The sequence below is a fragment of the Kosakonia sp. H7A genome, assembly GCF_003028445.1.
Classification (GTDB): domain Bacteria; phylum Pseudomonadota; class Gammaproteobacteria; order Enterobacterales; family Enterobacteriaceae; genus Kosakonia; species Kosakonia radicincitans.
Genome location: NZ_PYTZ01000004.1, coordinates 375,702 through 396,744, shown reverse-complemented (window position 1 = coordinate 396,744; position 21,043 = coordinate 375,702). Strand labels below are relative to the sequence as shown.

20 protein-coding genes are annotated in these 21,043 nt (G+C 52.2%); 11 read left to right on the top strand and 9 right to left on the bottom strand.

What is annotated here, in order from left to right; genetic code table 11:
• Positions 1–84 precede the first annotated feature (84 nt).
• From CWM66_RS16940 to CWM66_RS16900, 9 genes are all read left to right on the top strand, one after another.
• Positions 85–408 (top strand): PTS lactose/cellobiose transporter subunit IIA, encoded by a 324-nt coding sequence (locus tag CWM66_RS16940; RefSeq protein WP_090398103.1) that lies wholly within the window; start codon positions 85–87, stop codon positions 406–408.
• 15 nt (positions 409–423) lie between these two features.
• Complete coding sequence (locus CWM66_RS16935; protein ID WP_035889908.1) at positions 424–729, top strand: PTS sugar transporter subunit IIB; 306 nt, start codon at positions 424–426, stop codon at positions 727–729.
• A 57-nt stretch (positions 730–786) separates the two neighbouring features.
• Complete coding sequence (locus CWM66_RS16930) at positions 787–2,064, top strand: PTS sugar transporter subunit IIC (protein ID WP_007372881.1); 1,278 nt, start codon at positions 787–789, stop codon at positions 2,062–2,064.
• A gap of 152 nt (positions 2,065–2,216) precedes the next feature.
• Positions 2,217–3,491 carry a glucuronide uptake porin UidC gene (uidC, locus tag CWM66_RS16925; protein WP_007372882.1) on the top strand — a complete coding sequence of 425 codons (1,275 nt, stop codon included), beginning with the start codon at positions 2,217–2,219 and terminating at the stop codon, positions 3,489–3,491.
• A 47-nt stretch (positions 3,492–3,538) separates the two neighbouring features.
• Complete coding sequence (gene uidA, locus CWM66_RS16920) at positions 3,539–5,308, top strand: beta-glucuronidase (RefSeq protein ID WP_007372883.1); 1,770 nt, start codon at positions 3,539–3,541, stop codon at positions 5,306–5,308.
• Positions 5,309–5,600: 292 nt separating this feature from the next.
• On the top strand, positions 5,601–7,001 hold the full coding sequence (gene mmuP, locus CWM66_RS16915; RefSeq protein ID WP_007372884.1) for an S-methylmethionine permease: 1,401 nt from the start codon (positions 5,601–5,603) through the stop codon (positions 6,999–7,001).
• Entirely contained in the window at positions 6,988–7,920 is a 933-nt protein-coding gene (mmuM, locus tag CWM66_RS16910; RefSeq protein ID WP_035889912.1) for a homocysteine S-methyltransferase, read from the top strand. Before mmuP ends, mmuM begins: the two co-directional genes overlap by 14 nt.
• 223 nt (positions 7,921–8,143) lie before the next feature.
• Positions 8,144–8,713, top strand: coding sequence for a TetR/AcrR family transcriptional regulator (locus CWM66_RS16905; protein WP_071920119.1), 570 nt, complete (start codon positions 8,144–8,146; stop codon positions 8,711–8,713).
• 58 nt (positions 8,714–8,771) lie between these two features.
• Complete coding sequence (locus CWM66_RS16900; RefSeq protein WP_007372887.1) at positions 8,772–9,248, top strand: DUF1348 family protein; 477 nt, start codon at positions 8,772–8,774, stop codon at positions 9,246–9,248.
• Between the two features lie 61 nt (positions 9,249–9,309).
• Here the strand turns inward: CWM66_RS16900 and CWM66_RS16895 are convergent, their stop codons facing one another.
• Complete coding sequence (locus CWM66_RS16895) at positions 9,310–10,254, bottom strand: AraC family transcriptional regulator (protein WP_035889916.1); 945 nt, start codon at positions 10,252–10,254, stop codon at positions 9,310–9,312.
• 94 nt (positions 10,255–10,348) lie between these two features.
• Between CWM66_RS16895 and CWM66_RS16890 the strand changes: the two genes are divergently transcribed.
• Entirely contained in the window at positions 10,349–11,119 is a 771-nt protein-coding gene (locus tag CWM66_RS16890) for an SDR family oxidoreductase (protein WP_107146946.1), read from the top strand.
• Positions 11,120–11,193: 74 nt separating this feature from the next.
• Here CWM66_RS16890 and CWM66_RS16885 read toward each other — a convergent pair whose 3' ends face one another.
• Genes CWM66_RS16885 through CWM66_RS16875 form a run of 3 tightly spaced genes read right to left on the bottom strand, consistent with a single transcriptional unit; the run spans position 11,194 to position 12,913 of the window.
• A complete protein-coding gene (locus CWM66_RS16885) occupies positions 11,194–12,024 on the bottom strand; it encodes an MBL fold metallo-hydrolase (RefSeq protein WP_107146945.1) in 831 nt (276 codons plus the stop codon).
• A 13-nt stretch (positions 12,025–12,037) separates the two neighbouring features.
• The gene (locus CWM66_RS16880) at positions 12,038–12,364 is read right to left on the bottom strand and encodes a hypothetical protein (protein WP_007372891.1); all 327 of its coding nucleotides are present in this window, start codon (positions 12,362–12,364) and stop codon (positions 12,038–12,040) included.
• Positions 12,365–12,367: 3 nt separating this feature from the next.
• A complete protein-coding gene (locus tag CWM66_RS16875; protein WP_107146944.1) occupies positions 12,368–12,913 on the bottom strand; it encodes a sugar ABC transporter in 546 nt (181 codons plus the stop codon).
• A gap of 161 nt (positions 12,914–13,074) precedes the next feature.
• Between CWM66_RS16875 and CWM66_RS16870 the strand changes: the two genes are divergently transcribed.
• A complete protein-coding gene (locus tag CWM66_RS16870) occupies positions 13,075–13,986 on the top strand; it encodes a LysR substrate-binding domain-containing protein (RefSeq protein WP_107146943.1) in 912 nt (303 codons plus the stop codon).
• Positions 13,987–14,086: 100 nt separating this feature from the next.
• Here the strand turns inward: CWM66_RS16870 and CWM66_RS16865 are convergent, their stop codons facing one another.
• From CWM66_RS16865 to CWM66_RS16845, 5 genes are read right to left on the bottom strand one after another with little or no spacing between them, the layout of a single operon-like run.
• Entirely contained in the window at positions 14,087–15,268 is a 1,182-nt protein-coding gene (locus CWM66_RS16865) for a type III PLP-dependent enzyme (protein ID WP_007372895.1), read from the bottom strand.
• Complete coding sequence (locus CWM66_RS16860; RefSeq protein ID WP_107146942.1) at positions 15,265–17,022, bottom strand: IucA/IucC family siderophore biosynthesis protein; 1,758 nt, start codon at positions 17,020–17,022, stop codon at positions 15,265–15,267. The genes CWM66_RS16865 and CWM66_RS16860 overlap by 4 nt, the downstream gene beginning before the upstream one ends.
• A complete protein-coding gene (locus tag CWM66_RS16855; RefSeq protein WP_107146941.1) occupies positions 16,997–18,154 on the bottom strand; it encodes an MFS transporter in 1,158 nt (385 codons plus the stop codon). The genes CWM66_RS16860 and CWM66_RS16855 overlap by 26 nt, the downstream gene beginning before the upstream one ends.
• Positions 18,154–19,866, bottom strand: a complete 1,713-nt coding sequence (locus CWM66_RS16850; RefSeq protein WP_107146940.1) for an IucA/IucC family protein — start codon at positions 19,864–19,866, stop codon at positions 18,154–18,156. The genes CWM66_RS16855 and CWM66_RS16850 overlap by 1 nt, the downstream gene beginning before the upstream one ends.
• The gene (locus CWM66_RS16845) at positions 19,866–21,032 is read right to left on the bottom strand and encodes a siderophore biosynthesis protein PvsA (protein WP_107146939.1); all 1,167 of its coding nucleotides are present in this window, start codon (positions 21,030–21,032) and stop codon (positions 19,866–19,868) included. The genes CWM66_RS16850 and CWM66_RS16845 overlap by 1 nt, the downstream gene beginning before the upstream one ends.
• Between the last annotated feature and the right edge of the window lie 11 nt (positions 21,033–21,043).

Below are 21,043 nucleotides of genomic sequence, written 5' to 3'. Positions count from 1 at the left end.
TTAAAGATGGTAATTTTCCCGCTGGAGAACCTGAACACTGATGGTTAGTATCATCTGAAATAATCATAGTGAGGAGTGGTACAAGTGACGGAAATTAGCCTGGAAGATATTATCACCGAGTTGGTGGTGAATGGCGGAAGCGCAAAAAGTAAAGCAATGCAGGCAATGAAAGCCGCCAGGATGGGTGATTTCGCAACAGCAGAGGTGCGGATCTCGGAAGCAAATGCCTCTTTGCAGAAGGCACATTACTTTCAGACGGAATTGATTCAGGCAGAAGCGCGAGGAGAAAAAAAAGCCGCAGTATCACTTATTATGGTTCATGGGCAGGATCATCTAATGAATGCCATGACCACCAGAGATATTGCCCTGGAAATGATTGAAGTGTACAAACTTATTAAAAACAAATAATAATAAGGAATGCATATGATACATATTACTCTTGTTTGTGCTGCTGGTATGTCTACCTCTATGTTGATGGCTAAAATGCAGCAAAGTGCTAAAAGCAAAGGTATCGATGTCACTGTTATCGCAATGCCTGAAGAAAAATTCAAAACGTATAAAGGGCAAACAGAGGTTTTACTATTAGGTCCGCAAATTTCGTATCTTGAGGATGACCTAAAAGAAAAATATGAACCTCATGGAATAAAAGTTGCTGTCATCGACATGGTTGATTACGGCATGATGAACGGCGAAAAAGTGCTGGTTGATGCACTGGCCTTATTGAGCTAAAAATTCATAAGAAAAGCGTTGACTTGTATAGCCAATATACATTGGCAGGGGATCCCTATGTCCAAATTTGACAGAAAAACGATAGCCAATAAAATTCATCCTATAGTTAATAAAATTCAGACCAGCAAACTGGTGAATGGTATTACAGGTGGAATGATGGGGGCTATGCCTATTACTATCTTAGGAGCATTTGCTGCATTATTTCTGAACCTCCCGATTCCAGCATATAAAGAATTTATCGCCAGTGCAGGTATTGCTGCAGCGTTAAAAGTCATTATCATGTTTACTACTAATTTCCTGGCCGTTATATTCGGTGTCGCTATTGCTGGTAACTACGCAAAACAACATGATGAAGATGGCCTGTTCTGTGGGTTATTGGCATTGCTGAATTTCTTTATTGTTACGCCAGTGACGTTTTCGGAAAATGGCGCTCCGGTCATTCCCATGCAGTGGTTAGGCGGTACGGGTATTTTCACTGCAATTATTGTTAGTTTACTGTCTACATGGGTTTATATTTTTTTTAAACGGCAGGGCTTCACGATAAAAATGCCAGCAAGTGTGCCGCCTGTTGTTTCCAGTAGTTTCAGTAGTCTTATCCCTGGATTTGTCTCTATTCTGCTATTTTCTGCTATCTCTGTGCTTTTTGCGGTTACTCCGTTTAAAAGTATGCATCAATTTATCTATGCATTTTTACAATTACCTCTGCAGGGTGTCGGGGGCAACATTGCTTCCATCATAATACTTTGGACATTAGCTCAATTACTGTGGTTTATGGGCATCCATGGCACGATGGTTATTTACTCTGTTGTATTGCCGATTTTTACCGCAATGGATGCAGTGCAACTTGCGGCCTATTCTGCCGGTGAGGCACTGCCCAATATCACCGGACGCTCATTTGTCAGCACTTATACAATGTCTGCCAGCGCGATAGGTCTTACCTTACTGATGCTGTTTTTTGCAAAAAGTCAACAATATAAGACACTGGGGAAACTGACTACCATACCGGCGCTGTTTGGTATTAGTGAACCATTAGTTTTCGGTACGCCAATGGTTTTTAATTTCCGCTTTGCCATCCCTTTTATCTTTATGAATGCGATTAGCCTGAGCATCGCTTATCTCGCAACCTACATAGGACTTGTCCCCAGAGTTGCAGGGATTACACCGATAACCGGAATGCCGATTATTCTAAGCGGTATTATGGAGGGAAGTTGGAAAATCGCTGTGTTGCAGGTTTTCCTTGTGGGAATACAAATCATCGTCTGGTATCCATTCTTTAAAAAGGCAGATAAAGAATCCTATGCGCTGGAAATGAATGGCGAGGGGAATAATAAGTAAATATAAGGCGGCTTTCGATAATAAAAAGTTACTATCTGAATCAGATATCGCTAAAGTCGCCGCGCACTGAATTTTACCTATAAAAATTATAGCATCTATATATTTCTTTTTTTAAAGAACAACCTTCCCATGTACTATTATAGAGAATAACTATGATGGAAAATAAAAGAACAGTAGTTGCGCTTTTACTTCTGGCGTTTAGCGCATTAACAGCACAGGCCGCAGAAATTAACGATAATGAGGATGTATTAAGAGTTCGTCTTAAAAATGATTTTCGTCGTGCAGACAGACCCAGCGCGGGGGCATCGGCAAGAGATATTTATGGCTGGGTTCAGGGGGCCATGCTTGACGTAAATACACATTATTATTCCGATTTTATTGGCGCGGAAGCCGGGGCGTATTATGTTTATAAGCTAGGCGCAAAAGATCGCTGGAGTACGCGCGGTTATCTTGCCGATCACGATAGTTTTGGACTTGTTTCCGGCGCGGTTAAACTCAAACCCACTGATAACCTTCATTTTAAAATTGGCCGATTTGGGACAGATAATGGTTACGGTAGTCTGCCATACCGGGTCCCGCTTATTGCATCCGGCTCAACGCGAACGATGCCAACCCTTTCTGAGGGCGTGCTCAGCCGTTACGAGCCCAGCAATAATATCGATTTATGGGCTATGTACCGTACCCGCGTATTTCTTTGGCCGGATGCCGCCGTAGGCGTGCGTAATGAAGGGATCTATAACCCGACAACGGGTCATTATGATACGAAACGCGCACGTTCTTTTCTGGCTGGTAGCTGGCATGACAATAGCAGTCGCTATTCTCTGGGGGGCTCCTGGCAGGATGATGTCTCGTCTCAATATGAAGCTATTGTTGAGAAAAAAATCTTACTTGAGAATAAAGACACGATCAAAGTTGAGCTTCTGGCGTTTCACGCCCTGCTGGACGGCATTTCACGCTCCCGTAGTTTTCATAATAATACTCAGGTCTATTCAGGGCAGGTAACCTACAGTATGCCGAAAATAAGTTTTTTTGGCGCAGCCGGCATGGTGACGCATGCGATGAATAATATTGGATCGAACGTGGATACGGATATTGGCTACCCCAACTCTCTGAGTATTGATCGAAATAAAGAGGATATGTTTTCTTTGCAGGCGGGAGTGCAATATTTCTTCCAGCCAAATCTTAGCGTCATGGTCGCGCCACTAATTACCCACGGATATGAAGATCCCCAGAGAACGATTGAAATTAATGGTCAAGGTATCCTCACCGGTGTTTTCTACAACGTAACTGACGGGGCGCTTGCAGGAATGAAAATGTATGTAGCATCGGATATTGCAAAAGAAAAAAGAAATGGCAGCACGCTTGGTAATGAGTTGCACTACTGGGATGTTAAAGCGGGAATACAATATGACTTCATGTTGAAATAAATGTTGTTTTTTTTCCCATATATAGATGCAGATAGAAGGATTTTGTGATGTTAAAACCAATTGAAACCGAATCCCGGGAATGTAAATTACTTGATGGTCTGTGGGATTTTAAAATAGATACGGACCGCTGCGGATTTTCGCAAGCGTGGTGGAAAGACCGCCTTGATGGCGCGCGTAAAATAGCTGTCCCTGCCAGTTTTAATGATCAATTCGCCGATGAGACCGTACGTACACATGTTGGCGATGTATGGTATCAAACTGACGTTCGTATTCCCAAACGCTGGGATGGTCAGCGAATTGTGCTTCGTTTTGATGCCGTGACGCACCGCGGAACGGTATGGCTGGATGATGAACAAATCATGTTTCATCAGGGGGGATATACACCGTTTGAGGTAGATATCAGCGCGTTGGTCGGTGAGAAACGCGTGGTACGTGTCACAGTATGTGTTAATAACGAATTGTCCTGGCATACCATTCCGCCTGGCGTTATCGCGGAAGAGAATGGCGTACGCAAACAGCATTATTTTCATGATTTTTTTAATTATTCAGGCATTCATCGTCATGTGTGGCTTTATACGACCCCGCACCAATTTATTCGTGATATTGATATTGACACTCATTTTTTGGAGGATCTCAGTACAGGCTATGTGCAATATCGCATCAATGCTCCCGGTGAGGTGAAATGTCAGCTCATCGGGCGCGGAGGGAATATTGTTGCACAAAGTTCGGGCCGGGAGGGGGTACTTGAGGTCACGCAACCAACACTCTGGCAACCTGGTAACGCTTTCCTCTATCAATTGCTCATCACTGCTGGTACAGACTGTTATACGCTGCCTGTGGGTATTCGTACGGTCAAAGTCGACGGGGATTGCTTCCTGATAAACAACCAACCGTTTTATTTTAAAGGATTTGGCCGGCATGAGGATGCCGATTTACGGGGTAAAGGCTTTGATAATGTTCTGCTGGTGCACGATCATGCATTGATGTCCTGGATTGGAGCAAACTCCTATCGGACTGCTCATTATCCTTATGCCGAAGAGATGCTGGATTGGGCAGATGAGCACGGTATTGTCGTCATTAATGAAACTCCGGCTGTAGGGTTTAACGTTTCGTTGCCGATGATCCGCAATTTTACCCGACCAGAGAAACTTTTTTGCCCGGAAGCCATAAACGATGTGACTCAGCAGGCGCATCTTGATGCAATATGCGAATTGATTGCGCGGGATAAAAATCATCCCTCGGTGGTCATGTGGAGCATTGCCAACGAGCCGGACGCTCGTGAGCCAGCCAGCCGGGATTATTTCTTACCTCTCGTTAAGGCGACGAGGGAGCTGGATCCTCACCGTCCTGTTTGTTGTGTCAACATTACCAAGTCATCGCTGAATGAAGACAAGATAAGCGATCTTTTTGATGTCCTGTGCCTGAATCGCTATTACGGCTGGTATGAAAACCCTGCGGATCTGGTTGCTGCCGAGAAAACATTAGAAAATGAGCTGGTTGCCTGGCATGAGCGGCATCAAAAGCCCATCATTATTACGGAATACGGTACTGATACGTTGGCCGGACTGCATTCGGTTTATAACGAAATGTGGTCTGAAGAATACCAGTGCGCGTTTCTTGACATGTACCATAAAGTATTTGATCGGTTATCGTTTGTTGTGGGCGAGCATGTCTGGAACTTTGCCGATTTTGCGACCTCGCAGGGAATCATACGCGTTGGCGGGAATAAAAAAGGCGTTTTTACTCGGGACCGGAAACCAAAAGCCGCTGCCTTTCTGCTGAAGAAGCGATGGCTGGATAAACCATCACAAGCATAAAATTCTTTAATTGTTTATTGAGCAAGAAATTATACGTACCAGGCAGACGAGCTGAGTCCTGTATTAAACCGGACTCAGCTTTTTTATCGCCGCATGAAATGTTTGATATGTAATCATGGGTCTTGATTCGCCATTGACCGTAGCCACAGATATTGCCGGCTCTTTGCGTATTTCTTGCTCATTCCCAGCCCAACCCAGCCAGATGTCAGCCTAATGCTGGCCTTTTGTTAACAATAAAGATATAAATAACCCGGACATGGACATTTAGACATCTATACGTTTAGAAGGTGATATGCACGCACAACAAGAGAATGGAGAGCTTAAGCGCACCATGAAAACGCGCCATTTGATCATGCTTTCATTAGGCGGCGTCATTGGCACAGGGTTATTTTTTAATACCGGATACATCATCTCTACCACCGGCGCGGCAGGTACTCTGCTGGCATATTTGATTGGGGCGCTGGTCGTCTGGCTGGTTATGCAGTGTCTTGGTGAGCTTTCCGTGGCGATGCCGGTCACGGGCGCTTTTCATGTTTACGCGGCGCGCTATATTGGCCCGGCGACAGGGTATACCGTGGCATGGTTGTACTGGCTTACCTGGACAGTCGCTCTGGGGTCGAGCTTTACCGCCGCCGGGTTTTGTATGCAGTACTGGTTCCCGCATGTTCCGGTCTGGATATGGAGCGCCCTGTTTTGTGTGGTGATTTTTTGTCTTAACGCGATTTCAACGCGCTTCTTTGCTGAAGGGGAGTTCTGGTTCTCGCTCGTTAAAGTCGCGACCATCGTCGTCTTTATCATTCTCGGCTGCGGGGTGATTTTCGGGTTTATCCCGATGAAGGATGGTTCACCGTCGCCGGGGCTTTCTAACCTCACCAGCGAAGGCTGGTTCCCGCACGGCGGTTTGCCGATTCTGATGACCATGGTGGCGGTCAATTTTGCTTTTTCCGGGACGGAGCTTATCGGTATTGCGGCGGGCGAAACGGAAAATCCGCACCACGCTATCCCGGTCGCGATCCGCGCCACTATTGCCCGGTTAATCCTGTTTTTTATCGGCACCGTTTTTGTCCTTGCCGCGCTGATTCCGGCAAATGTGGCGGGGGTTGAGAAGAGCCCGTTTGTACTGGTTTTTGAAAAAATAGGCATTCCGTATGCGGCGGATATTTTTAACTTCGTCATTCTGACCGCTATCCTTTCAGCGGCGAATTCCGGGCTTTATGCTTCGGGTCGCATGCTCTGGTCACTGGCAAACGAAAAAACGTTGCCGGGCTGTTTTGCCCGCGTCAATAAGCATGGCGTGCCGTTGATAGCCCTTTCTGTCTCGATGATCGGCGGCCTGCTGGCGCTGTTATCCAGCGTGATTGCCCCTGATACGGTGTTCGTTGCGCTTAGCGCCATTTCTGGTTTTGCCGTCGTGGCTGTCTGGCTCAGCATCTGTGCGGCCCACTTTGTCTTTCGCCGCCGCCACTTACAGTCGGGCAAGCCGTCTGCGGCGTTACAATACCGCGCACCCTGGTATCCGCTGGTTCCCGTACTTGGATTCGTGCTGTGTCTGATGGCCTGCATTGGGCTGGCGTTCGATCCGGAGCAGCGCATTGCGCTCTATTGCGGTCTGCCGTTTGTCGCCCTTTGCTACGGTGCCTATTTTCTTACCCACAAAACCAAATTGAAGGAGGCGGACTATGCCGCAGATTAACTCCCTTGCCGCGCTGCTTGAACGTCATCCCTTTGTCGTGCTTGATGGTGCACTGGCTACCGAGCTTGAAGCGCGCGGATGCAACCTTGCCGATAATCTCTGGTCCGCCAAAGTATTAATGGAAAATCCACAAATCATTCGGGATGTGCATCTGGATTACTTCCGCGCGGGCGCACAGATAGCCATTACCGCCAGTTACCAGGCTACGCCCGCAGGCTTTGCGGCACGCGGTCTGACGGAGGCGCAGTCGAAAGCGCTGATTGAACAGAGTGTGAAGCTGGCAAAAGAAGCGAGTGAAATTTATCGCGCAGAAAACCCCAACGCCGGTCCGCTGCTGGTGGCGGGTTCTGTTGGGCCATACGGCGCTTATCTGGCCGATGGCTCTGAGTATCGCGGCGACTATGTGCGTAGCCACGAGGCGTTTCAGGTATTTCATCGCCCGCGGATTGAAGCGTTGCTCAATGCCGGTGCCGATCTGCTGGCCTGCGAAACGTTACCTTCCTTCGCTGAAATAAAAGCACTGGCTGACCTGCTGTCTGAATATCCCGATGCGCAGGCGTGGTTCTCATTTACCTTACGTGACGACAAGCACTTAAGCGATGGTACGCCGCTGGCTGAAGTGGTGAACGCGCTGTCTGCTTATCCGCAAATCGTCGCGCTGGGGATTAATTGTATTGCGCTGAGCAAAACAACCGCCGCGCTCAAACATCTGCAAAGCCTCAGTGCGCTGCCGCTGGTGGTCTACCCTAACTCCGGGGAAACTTACGACGCAGTCACCAAGGCGTGGCATGCGCACGGCGATACCTGCGGATCCTTAGCGGCACATTTGCCCCAGTGGTTAGAGGCTGGCGCAAGACTGATTGGCGGATGCTGCCGGACTACCCCACAGGATATTTCCGCCCTGAGTGAACACCGGTAACGGCGAAGAGGAATAAGCAGGGGCTGGAACTTATAGCCCCTGCGCCTTTTATCCTGCGCGGTATCGATAACATGATGAACCGTTTTCTGCGTTTTATCGCAACGCGATACGTTCCATTCATAAAAATGCAGTCCGTTAATACATACGGACTGCATTTTTCATTTTGACCATTCTCTTTAAGATAATTGTTGACCAGGGAGAACGATCGTTCTACCATCATCGCATGAACAAGAAAACGACCGATACCCGAGAAAAAATCCTGACCACTGCTGAGCAATTGATCTATCGGAATGGAATTCATGCCACCGGCATGGACCTTCTGGTCAAAACCTCAGGCGTGGCAAGGAAAAGTATTTATCGCTATTTCGCGACCAAAGATGACGTGGCAGCCGCCGCGTTGAATGAACGTGATGAACGCTGGATGCAGTGGTTCAGAACGGAATCTGATAAAGGCGCGACTCCCCAGCAACGCATTTTGAATATGTTCACGGTGCTCAGGGGCTGGTTTGAGTCAGAAGACTTTCGGGGCTGCGCATTTATCAACACCGCCGGAGAAGTGGGGGACCCGGCAGACCCCGTTCGCCAGATAGCAAAACTGCATAAACAAAAATTGCTCGATTACACGCTGGAACTCACTGAGCAATTAAACATTGAGCAACCGGCCGTTCTGGCCAGACAGCTGCTGATTCTGATCGAGGGCGCTATCACCATGTCCTATGTGATGGGCGATTGTAGCGCCGCCGACAGTGCAAGGGACGTTGCGAAACTATTGCTGGAACAGGCCTCTTCTTAAGGCCTGAGTATCAAAAACTGTTTCTACTGATATATCCATTTTTACAGGAGGCTTCACCATGCCCGCTACACAAACTCGCCCACCACTTCCGCCTTTCACTCGCGAGTCGGCGATTGAGAAAGTCCGGCTCGCCGAAGATGGCTGGAACAGCCGCGATGCCGAAAAAGTATCCCTGGCGTACTCACTGGATACCAAATGGCGTAACCGCGCCGAGTTCGCCAATAATCGTGAAGAAGCTAAAGCATTCCTTGAGCGTAAGTGGAAAAAAGAGCTGGAGTACCGTCTCATCAAGGAGTTGTGGGCGTTTGACGGTGACCGTATCGCTGTCCGGTACGCTTATGAGTGGCGCGATGACTCCGGTAACTGGTTCCGTTCTTACGGCAACGAAAACTGGGAATTTGGTGAAGATGGGCTGATGCATCACCGCTACGCGTGTGTCAATGATATGCCGATTAAAGAAAGTGAACGCAAATTCCACTGGCCGCTGGGGCGTCGTCCGGATGATCATCCGGGTCTGTCGGAGCTGGGTCTGTAAATTTGTCGGTTATCTCGCGAGAAGCCCCCGACTACTGTCCTGGCTTACGTGCGGCGCAGGCTTATGGAAAAGCCCGATCCTCATTCAACGCAGGCTCATGCGTTTGAGCGGCCCCATTCTGACGCCTGAAAACGCCCGGCGGAACGCCCACATATTGCGTGAAAGCCACGTTAAAGGCGCTCGCTGACTGATAGCCGATGTGAAAAGCAATCTGTTCGATTTTCTCTTTGCTGCTCACCAGCGCTTTTTTTGCTAACGACATGCGCCAGAAGAGAAGATATTGCCCTGGCGGCATGCCGACTGTCTCATTGAAAGCCGCGAAAAAAGCGGAGCGGGACATTGCGGCGTGGCGGGCGAGCTGCGCGATTTGCCACTCATCCCCCGGTTTTTCATGCATGAGATGCAGCGCGACGGCGATCTTTTCATGCTGCAGCCCCTTCAGGATGCCCGCCGCTTGCGGCAGTTCAGGATTACTGCGTAACGATTCCACTAACAGCAGTTGTAAAAGATGCATTAATACCACGTCACGGCCGGGGCGCCTGGCCCGGCTTTCCTCACGGAGAAGTTCAAGCAAGGTGACGAAACGTCGCTGTCCTTTAATCAGGATCTCGTTTGGCAGTAAAGAGACAATGAGTTGTTTATCCGGGGTATCGAATTCACAATGGCCGACATGCATGACCAGATCGGCTGGCCCGCTTGCTGCGCCAATTCTCACGTGCCCTTCGCTGATTATTGTTGGCATCGTGATTTCCGTGGGGCTGCATCTGCCCGCATTGGTGTTCTCGAAAGAGTAAGCGGCGGGTATCAGAATAAAATCACCGGCAACAAGTAACTTTGGTCCTTGCCCGTTCACATTAATCAGGCATTCGCCTTCCAGCACGGCGCAGTAAAAAGCCTCTCCGCCAGACTCCCGAACAATACGCCACTCTCCGCGCCCCTCAACGAGTTTTGAATGCGAAGGTTTGGGATTGAGCAGGGCAACGATATCGGTCAACGGATCTGACATTGGACGATCTCTAAAGTTTGCGGGACTTTTGATTATATATTGTCTGGATAGCGGCGGCTATGATCACTGTTCTTGCCATGAAAGAGGATCAAATATGCCTACTGTACTGATTACCGGTTGTTCTTCAGGCTTTGGCCTTGCCGCCGCAAAACTTTTTTTACACCAGGGCTGGGAAGTGATTGCCACGATGAGAACGCCTGACCCGAGTTGTTTGCCGGAAAGCGACAAGCTGACGATTTTGCCGCTCGATATTACTTCCGCGCAGAGCATTAGCCATGTGGTGAAAGAAGCGGGCGCGATTGATGTACTGGTGAATAATGCAGGTTTTGGCGCGCCTGTACCGGTCGAACTCACCTCTTTTGCCACCGCGCAGCAATTAATGAACACCAATGTCCTGGGAACATTGTCATTAACGCAGGCGTTTCTGCCGCTGATGAGAGAGGCAAAATCAGGCGTCATCATCAATGTCTCTTCGTCCGTGACGACTAAAGCGATGCCGATGATTGGGCTTTATCGCGCCAGTAAAGCGGCGTTGAATGCATGGAGCGAGTCTTTGTCCATTGAGGTCAGGCCTTTTGGTATTCGTGTTCATGTCGTATTACCGGGGCGCTCTCCGGAAACGAAGTTTGGCGAGAATGCGCGCGCGCATTTTGCCGGGATGGACGATCCCGCCTACGGACAAATGGTGAAGGAATTTATCCAGATGGTGGGCGAGAGCAACTCACCCGTGACGCATGCTGATGATGTCGCGAAGGCCATTTTCGCCATTGCTCACGATGCAAATGCGCCGCTATACACCGCAGCGGGTGAAGATGCCGGGCTTTGGCTGAAAGAGGCACAGCAGCATTCCCCCTTCTCTTACTGATGACGCCTGGTGCAGGACATTGCGCCTGCGCCAGGCGATTAAAGAGCAGGGCGCTGAGGAACGGAATCCTCACATCAGGAAAGGCGGTATCCCGTATCGGCCCTGGAAACGGTCGCAAACCCAGCCTGGCCCAGGTGCATGCCCGCAATAAGCAGTTTTTCCCGGACGGCTTGCGCCAGAACTTTTTTGCGGGTTGCTTCGGCCAACGCGGGATCGGCATCAAACAGAATGCTCACCGCCGGTTGTGCCGTCTGAATATGCGGGTAATGGACGATATCTCCCCAGATAAGTAAGCTTTTTTCCTCCGAGTCAATGCGAAACCCGGTATGCCCTGGCGTGTGACCCGGTAGCCATACCGCAGAAATGCCCTCTGTTATGGTGCCCTCGCTAAAAAAGCGGACGTTCCGTGCATAAGCCTCTAACGTCTGGCGCGCCAGCATGAAATTACGTTGGCCGCGTTCGCTGGCTATTTTTCGTTTTTCATCATCCCGCCAGTAGTCCGCTTCGCGATGATGCAGCAGAAGTTCCGCATGTTGAAAGACCGGTTGTTTTTCCGCATCAAGCAGGCCGCCAATATGGTCAGGATGACAGTGCGTTAATAACACGGTGTCCACGTCGTTGTGGCTGATTCCGATGGCTGCGAGGTTGGCTTTAAGCTGCCCGCCAGCGTTGTTCAGCCCTCCGGTACCGGCATCAACCAGGATGGTTCGCCCCCGCCCGCGAATGAGATAACCGTTGATATGGATATTACCGGGTTCAGCAATTCCGGCGCGATGCTGAATGAATGCGGCATCCTCTGTGGCAATACCTGACAGTAACTCCAGGCCGGCGGACATATTGCCATCACTCACCGCCGTGACCTGAAAATCGCCAATCTGGCGTGATGGAAAGGTAAGTGGGTTCATACATACCTCAGGATTAGTTTTTGGCGTACGGGTACGGAGCAGGGGAGCCAAAGCAGCGAATACGCGCCATTAGCCCCCAGGCCTGCTGCGTGGCGAGATCCAGTTCACGCATAAAGTTTTCCATCACTTCCTGCGTGCGCCTGGGTGTCAGCCGATAAAAGAGCTCGGCATAGACCGGATGCCCGCATCCCGGCTTTACCGTGACAAATATGATATGCACGTTGTCCGGCTCTGCGGCGAGAATGTCAGTGCAAAGGGCGCTACAGGTGCGGGTAAAATCGGGAAGATCGGTATACCTGTCAGCGTGTTCTTCCGAAAGGTAAAACGTCAGATTAGGCATGATTTAATGGCTCCCCTGCTGGTGGCGCTCAACAGGACATTGCAGCTGCGATGTCAGCGGTTCGTAAAGATATACGCCGGGCACCTCCGCCAGCGGCAAGGCGCTTTCACGTGGCAGAACCCAGGCAACGCGATGTTCCGGGGATCGTTCCAGCCCTGCCGCGTGCATTTCCATCGCCGGGTTCCCCAGCGCTGTGGCTAAAGCGCTTATCGGCTGCGCGCTGAGAAGCAGAATTTCATCTGACGAGACGGCCGGAGCCAGCGCTGCGCATGCATACAGATTACGATGCCAGTCAGTGATATATGCCTGCCAACGGGAGAAATTACCGCCCCCTTTGCGCCGATAATCATCACTGCTGAGTACCTCTGCATCTTTTACGGTGTGAAGGGCGAGATAAGCCGGGCAGCCGGGGTTTACGGCGCGAAAGCGCTGGGAAGTACGGAACCCATTCACAGAGACCAGCGCTGGTAATTTTTCCAGGCTGTAAAATGCATTCCATTCTCCCTCGCTTTGGGGATCGGTATATGAGCATTCCACGATATACAACATTGTCCTGCCTCCGCATGATAAACAGCGGACAACGAATAATCCGCTTAATGACTTTTGATCATGCTATAAGGTGTATTCCGGCCTGAAAATCGACAATATTTCATTGTTCAGTGACATTAACTCACTTGATGGCGTTATCAGCACAGAGGAAAGGCTCTTTTATGCGCAGAAAAATACCCAGCAGCACTTCTCTGCAGGCTTTTGATGCCGCCGCAAGGCACGGCAGTTTTGCCCGCGCCGCAGAAGAACTCTCCCTGACGGAAGGGGCTATTAGCCGTCAGATTGCACGCCTTGAATCGTTGCTGAACTGCAGGCTGTTTGATCGTACGGGAAGCCGCGTAAAGCTTAATCCTGCAGGCGCACGCTATGCGCGTCATATCCACGAAACGCTGGCGCGGCTCGAAAGGGATACCCAATACATCATGGGCTTGCCAGAGGGGAATAAGAGTCTGGATATTGCCGTCCTGCCGACCTTTTCCAGCCGATGGCTGATCCCGCGCCTGGGCAGCTTCAGATCATTGCACCCGGACATAACGTTAAATATTGCGGCCAGTACCGACCCTTTTATTCTGAGCGGAAGTGGCTTTGACGCCGTGATCCATTTTGAACATCCCGCATGGACCGGCATGCGCATGCAGTTTCTGTTTCAGGAAAAGCTGGTTCCGGTGTGCCACCCTGCGCTGCTGGTGCAAGGTGACGTTGAGGAACAGTTAAACGCGCTGCCACGGATTCACCGACGGCAGAATCCGGACGCGTGGCATCTCTATGCCCGCGAAAGTCAGATAAACCTGGATAATCCAGGGCTGGGAGTGCGCTACGACCTGCATGAAATGGCCATCGCTGCCGTTATGGCGGGGCAAGGCGTGGCACTGGTGCCGCGTATGTATATCGAAAATGAATTGAGGCGCGGTCTGCTTGTTTCACCCTGGCCAGAATCCGCCAGCCTGAGCAAAACATTCTGTTTGATCAAGCCGACGGAAACCGGAATGAATGAAGCGGCATTAGCGGATTTTGAACGCTGGCTGCTTGCTGAAATCACTCCCGTCGCAGGAGCATTGCAGCAAGAGGCTTAACGTTCATCATCGCCCTCTCAACACTGCCATCGCTAAAATAAGGGCGGCCTGACTCTTTTTCAGCGGGCCGCCTGTCGTGTCAGAAGGTAAACCGTTTTCTTCAGTTTTCGAGCCAAATAAACTCAGGTGGGGAATGCATCAGGAAGTTCTGGTGCGATATGTTCCAGGCGTAAGCGCCCGCCAGGCTGAACACCAGCCAGTCACCCGGTGCCAGCGCGGCAACGGGCTGCTGGCGCGCCAGTACATCTTTTGGCGTACAGAGTTGCCCGACCAGCGTCACACGCTCATCTTTTATCCATTCAGCATTTTGTTCGCGTCGCAATATGCTGAACGGGTGGTTATGGCTTTGCGCCGCCGGGGTGCGAAAATGGTGCGTTCCCCCGTGACCAATCGCAAACCATTCGCCGAGATTCTTTTTGACGTCCAGCACTTCCATGACGTAATAACCGCAGGCAGCGGCAATGAAACGACCACACTCAAAGCGCAGCGTCCAGCCTTGCGCCTGGCTGAATTGCGTCACGTCTGGCAGGCGCTGGCAAAAAGATGTCCAGTCAAAGTGATGCTGCGGTTCAAGGTAGTTAATACCGATACCACCACCGACGTTAATCAAGTCAATGTTCAGCGACCAGCGATCGCACCAGCTGCGAACCTTGTCCAGATACAGACGGATCAACGCCAGATGGTTATCCACATCCAGTTGGTGAGACATCAGATGGAAGTGAAAACCGCGCAGATTGATTTGCGGAGAGCTGGCGATTTCGCGTAATGCCGCGGGCAGATCATGCTCATCGAGACCAAAAGGCGTCGGTTTGCCTCCCATCATCAGACGCGTACCGCCGATCCCCTCCAGCGCAATGTTCATCCGCAACAGTACGGAGACCGTTCGATTCTCATCAAGCGCGATAGCCTGTAAACGACGCAGCTCGGTTAAACTCTCCACGTGTAAAACGTCCACGCCGAGCTGCACCGCCTGGCGCAGTTCACTCTGCAGCTTGCCGGGGCCGCCGAAAATCAGCGGCTTGCCAGCCACCTGCTCACGTAACCAGTTGAGTTCGCCACCGGATGCCGCTTCAAAGCCATCAACGTATTCGCATAATGTACGAAGTATGGGGGCTTCAGGATTCGCCTTTGCGGCGTAAAACAGTTCACAACCTGCTGGCAATGCATGACACATGCTGCGGATATGCTGGCGTAGTGCAACGAGATCATACACATAAGCGCAAAACGGCTCTGAGCGCTGTTGCTGCAACTGTTGCAGCGCCTCTCTGACTTTCGGCGTCATTGCGCGCTCCTCATTGGGTGTTGCAGCAGGGTGTAATCCGCGTGTTTATCCGCTTTGCGCAGCAGGCGGGTTTTCAGATTGTTTTTTGACGGGATAGCGCCGCCTTCGAGGATCGCAGCGATTTCCGGCTGATGCCGCCAACGGCCAAGTTGCGCCGCCAGTAAATCCCACAATTGCTGTTCCATTACCTGATCGTCATCGGCGAGGCGGAACAGCACTTCCGACAGGTGATTGATCAGCAGGCAATAGGCGACGCGACGCCAGCCCTGTTCACGGCTGTACCAGACGGACTCTCTGGCACGCCCGGACATCATCGCCAAATCGGAGGCTGACCAGCGCTCGGTGGTGAGTTTTGTGCCTTCCAGATCGCGTACCCACAGTTGCGTCGGCAGATGATTTTCAATGGAAACCAGAACGTTTTGCAGGTGTGGCTCAAACACCATTCCTTCCGTGAAGAACGCCTCCAGCACACCAGGGAGTAGCACCGAAAGATACCTGTCGAGCCACAATAAATTCGCCTGCTGTAGAGAAAGCCCCTGCGCGGCGCTCAACTGCTGAATTTGCAGGTGAAGAGGGCTGTGGCCCAGGTGGTCGAGTGCAAACAGCGATGCCGCCAGCCAGGGCTGTTGATCGGTGAGATTCTCACGATAAAGAATGCCGAAACACTCTTGTAAATGGCGCACTTCTTCCGCTTCGTCTGCTTGCGCCAGCGCGGAGAAATCAAGGCTGCTGGCGGCTGGCTCGCGCATGATATGAAAGCCAGGCACCGTGCTTTCCAGGCGCGCAAAACGTTCCTCAAGTAGCGTATTCAGCGCAACTGCGCTTTCCAGTTCATACCAGGCATTCTTGCGGACACAGTTGGTGAGCCGCACATGAATGGAGCATTTAAGGTAATAGGGCAGATCGGCGCGATACAACGTACGCACCGATGATGTCGCCGCGAATTCTGCACCCGTAAGCCCAAGCGGCGTGATGAGCCCACGGCTAACGGCACGCGCATAAAGCGGCGACTGCATGATGTGGCGAACCTCCCATGGATGGCAAGGATAGCAGTGCTCGCCATGGAGCTTATCCAGCATTGCCTTAACTGGCGCACTGCCCCGAACCTGTAACAGCGAGGGATGAATGCGGAACCAGAACAGCGGGAAGCGCGCTGCGACTTCGGGCGAGCAAGCCAGTAGCGCCTCTGGCGTCACACCCTGACGGCTTTTCGGGCTCGGATGCATCGGATGACCCCAAAGCAGACGCTCTTCGCTGTGGATGTAGCTATGCTCGCTGGCCTGCTTTGGCAGATGCTGCAGGAAAGAGGCAGTCACCTGGATGCTGTTTTCAATCTGATCCAGCAGTTCTACATCGGGTAATTGTCCGGTCTGCCGCACCATATCATTGACCAGCAGCGCCATTGCTTCACTACAACGGACGGCCCGCCACGGGCGACCAAACTCTTTCACAAACGAAGTACCGATAAAGTCGCCGCGATCCAATAAACTCCAGCGGGTAGCCCGGATGGCGAGTAACGTGCTGCCATCCTCTCCCATTTGCAGCAAAATCACTTTGCCCGAAACCATACGGCTGGCTAACGACAACGGAATATTGCCCTGGCGCACCTGTTTAACGCGTCCCGCCGGGCGGGCGAATTCGCGAATATAGCAGTTCAGCAGTGCTGTCAGTCCGGCAAATTCCGCCTGCTCCCTTTCCGGGGTGACTTTTACTGTCAGCAGTGGGTTTTCACGAACGGCGAGTGATACGGACATAACCTGATCCTCGTAAAGGGGAAATAACAAAGAGTAAGACGGCGCCAGAAGCCGCCGCCGCTGAAGCCAGGAAAGGCGCCTGTAATGACACATGCGAAACCAACCAGCCCGCACCAATACCGGCAGCCACTCCAGCCCACTTGCCAGCGGCATCGATCTGCCCGAACTGTTTTCCGGCGCTGTGTTGGCGAATGGTGTCGCTTAGCATCTGATTGGCGCCGCTGTAAGCCAGCAGCATGCCGCAACCAAACAGCGTGCGAGCCGCCAGCAGCGATGACGCTCCGGTTAATTGGCTGTGCCACCATGCCGCTATCGCAATCAGCGCCATGCCGGGTACAAAATAAAAGCTGCGTCCCGCCAGGCGGTGCCAGAGTGGCAAAAGCAGCAGATAGATCAGATGCGGCCAGCTATAGAACGTACCGATCAGCACTTCCGTAGGTAGCCAATGTGCGGCAAAGGGCAGAAAGTAGGGGAACGTCACCACCATGGCGAAGTTGAACAGGAACTGCATCGCCCACAGATAATGAAACGTGGATTGGATGCCGTTGTTCTGCACTGCACGGTGTGTCGGCTCAATGGTCGGATCGGCGGGCAGCCGCAGGCTAAGCAGCAAGCCGCACAGCGATAACATTGCCAGCCCCAGCCACAGACGCTGCCCAATATCGGGTAGCCACATCAGGATCCCGCCTATTAGTGGCGGTGCGCTCAGCAGCGCCAACCGGGCGGATGATTGCGTCCAGTTAAGGGCTTTCGCCAGTTGTTCACCGCGCAGATGCGTGGAAAGATAGCCATTCGCCGCAGCCAGGGTTCCTCCCGCTATGCCCTGCAACGCGAGTGCGACGATCAACCAGGGTAACGAGGGCGATACGCCGGCCAGTAAAAATGCGCATGTCAGCCCGAACAAGGCCCGCTGCAGCGACAACCGCCGCCCGTAGCGATCGGCAAACCGTCCCCACCATGCGGCAGAAATTGCCGTCATCACTGAAGGCAGGCTGAACAGCACGCCTGCCCACAGGCTGCGTTCAGCGATGCCAAATGAAACCAGCAGCCGTGGCAGATAGAGCGGTACGCCAAGTACGGTAAACGCGGCCAGGAAGTGGCAGGCCAGAACCACCTGCAACGTACTGCGCATTAGCGTTTTTCCCGCAGCAGGAAATTCGGCCCACTCTGGCCGTAGAATTTGTTGATATCTGCAGCGCCGGACGCCTGTTTGCTTAACAGACTGCCGCTCAGCAACAGGTATTTCACTGGCTGCGTGGGGGAGACAAACAACTGCTGTCGTGCAAAGGCGGTGTCGACGCCTTCACTCTCCAGACGCGCCAGACTCTGCTCAAGCGCATGTCGTAACGTTTGATAACCCGCTTCACGATCGAGCAGTGCGTCTGCGGTCAGACTTTCCAGCACCGCTGCCAGGCAGAGTTGCAGGGTGATGGTGATAAACATCTGTGCCAGCGCGGCTTCATCAGACACACAAATGCGCGGATCGCGCAGTGTGATGAGGCGCTCTGCCAGGTGCGGGCAGGCGGCTTTAAAACGCTCAGGCAGAATGCGCGCCGCATCGTTGTCTTTCATCACCAGTGTCAGGGCTTCATTTGGCGTAAGGCTCAGCACGGCATTCTGCTGATTGGATTCGAGGGCAATGCCGTAGCGTAACCACAGCGTCAGGTGAACATCCGCCATCAACTGGCAGTAATCACGCCACCACTCCGCGACGTCTGGCATACCGGGTTGTTCAAGCAGAGAAGAGAGATAATAACGACCGTCCGGCAGTTTGCTGCCAAGTGCCGCAACCGGTAATAGCGTTTCACCGGTGCGGGGCGCTGCGTAGCGCCGCAACAGAAAGGCTAACTGTTTATTCTCCGCAACATGGCCACAAAAACGCTCATCGACATGGCGATATTTGCCGCGCAGCAGGTTGTCCTGTTCACCCAGCATGGTCAGCACTTCAGCGAACCACTGGCCGTCATACAGTGTTGAGGGTTTGATCAGGCGGATATTTTTCTGCCCCAGTGTGCGCATGCTGAGCGGCACTTTGAGATGTTGATCCGGGTAGTCCGCTAACTGCACGGTACGTACTGATAAGGTGGGGTAGACATCGAGCCAGGCATCAGGCGCGATTACCGCTCCCTCGGGAAGGTCATGCAATTGGCTCAACGTAAGAGGATGCACAGGGATCAATGCATGCCGGGCGAAGTGCTGTGGATCCAGGCCTACCTGTGACGGCAATGGCCACCAGTCCGGTCTGGCTTCCGGTACCGTAAGGGTTAATTGCTGGTGGGGTAAAGCCAGCCAGCGCAGACGAAACGGCTGGCAAAACTCTGGCGCGTACTGGCGCAGGTCGGCTTCGCTAAAACCAAATTTAGCGCGCGCCGTAGGGTAGTAAGGATGATCAAGGAAGCTTGCCAGTTGATCGGCATGACGCAGGCGCTCACCCCAGTTCATCTCATGCGGTGAACGTAACAGTGATGCGCGCTGTTGTGTAAAAGCGAGGGCACAGAGTTCGCCTTGTGCCACGGCACTGTCGGCTTCCTCTTTATAGGTAGCAAAGAGCTCTCGCGTTTCTGGTTGCTGATCCGGCATTAACGCCGCCAGCCAGTTAGCATAGCCAGACTGCGAGTGCCATCCTTGCGCGGTTTTTATCTGCCATTCAGGGGATACCGCCCGCCATGGCTGCATGTAATCACAGGCATCCACCTGCAGGCGCAATGTCTGACTGGCCGACTGCCAGGTAAGCCACTGATGCTGAGAATCCTGTGTAATCTGCCCCTGGCTTATCAAACCACTGACGTTTTCGCGCAGGCAGGCGTTTATGATACGCAGCGTAATGTAGTCATGCTGATTCATCAGACAATCTCCCACTTTAGCGCGGCGAGAGTGCGGTTCGTGAGCTGTTTTAGCTGCGTGTCATCGCTGGCTTCAAGGTACAGCACGCCGAGGTAATCTTTATTCGAGTGGGTGAGTTCGATGCGATCGCCAGTGGATTTCAGTGGACGGTAGTGCAGACCCGGCGCGCTGAGCGGTTGAGGTGCGCTCTGCAAAGTGCCACTGCGATCGGCGACGAGATAGTGGATGAGTGCTTCACCCTGTTCCGTTTTTATCGGCGGCAGCGGTTCGCCAAGATGCAGGCGCAGGATCGGCGTGAACCACCCCTTCGGCAGCAGGCGGTCCAGCAGAAATTCGCGGCCATCGCCAATACTGCGGTAATTGATTTCAACTAAGACGGGGCCATTATCGGTAACGATAAATTCGCTGTGGCAAGCGCCAAACCCCACGCCAAACTCACGCAACTGCGCCAGCGCCTGCTGCTTCCAGCGTGTGCTATGTTCACCGGCCCAACGCGCACTCATCTCCACAAAGTGCGGCGGCGCGGAGAGTTCGACATCGAAACCGCCAATTGCCACCAGCTCATTGCCATCGCCGAGAGTTTCCAGCGTAAACAGCGGTCCTTGCATAAACGCTTCAACCAGCAATGTCTGGCGGACAGGCAGGGAGTCAAGGTAGTGCTGGCAACGCGTGAGATCCTCAATAAGCCGTACATCCATAGACGCCACGCCCTGGCCTGGCTTGATCACGACTGGCCACGGCCAGTCAGCGGCCGGTGATGTATCAGGAAGGAGTTGAGCAGACCAGACTGAAGGTTGCCCGAGTGCTTTCAGGCGCTGGCGCATGCGCCATTTCTCTTTCGCGGCGTAGCAAATTTGCCAGTTCTTGGCGGGCAGACCAAGTGCAGTGGCGGCAATAGCGGTAGCCGTTTGCAAGTGATCGCTATTGGAGAACAGCGCAGCAGGCGTGATCCCCCATTCGGTGAGCGTGTCGAGAATGGACAGTGGGTTAAATACTTCGCATTCGATAACCGTAACGCTGTCATCCACCTTGCTGTTATGCGCCATCGCGTGATCGGTAAGCAGGATCACCGAATAGCCCAGGCGTTGCGCTGCGGGAATAAAACCTTCTGTCACGGCCGCGTTAACAACGTGACTGATGATCACATAGGGTTTTTGGTTGAACATGTGTATACCTG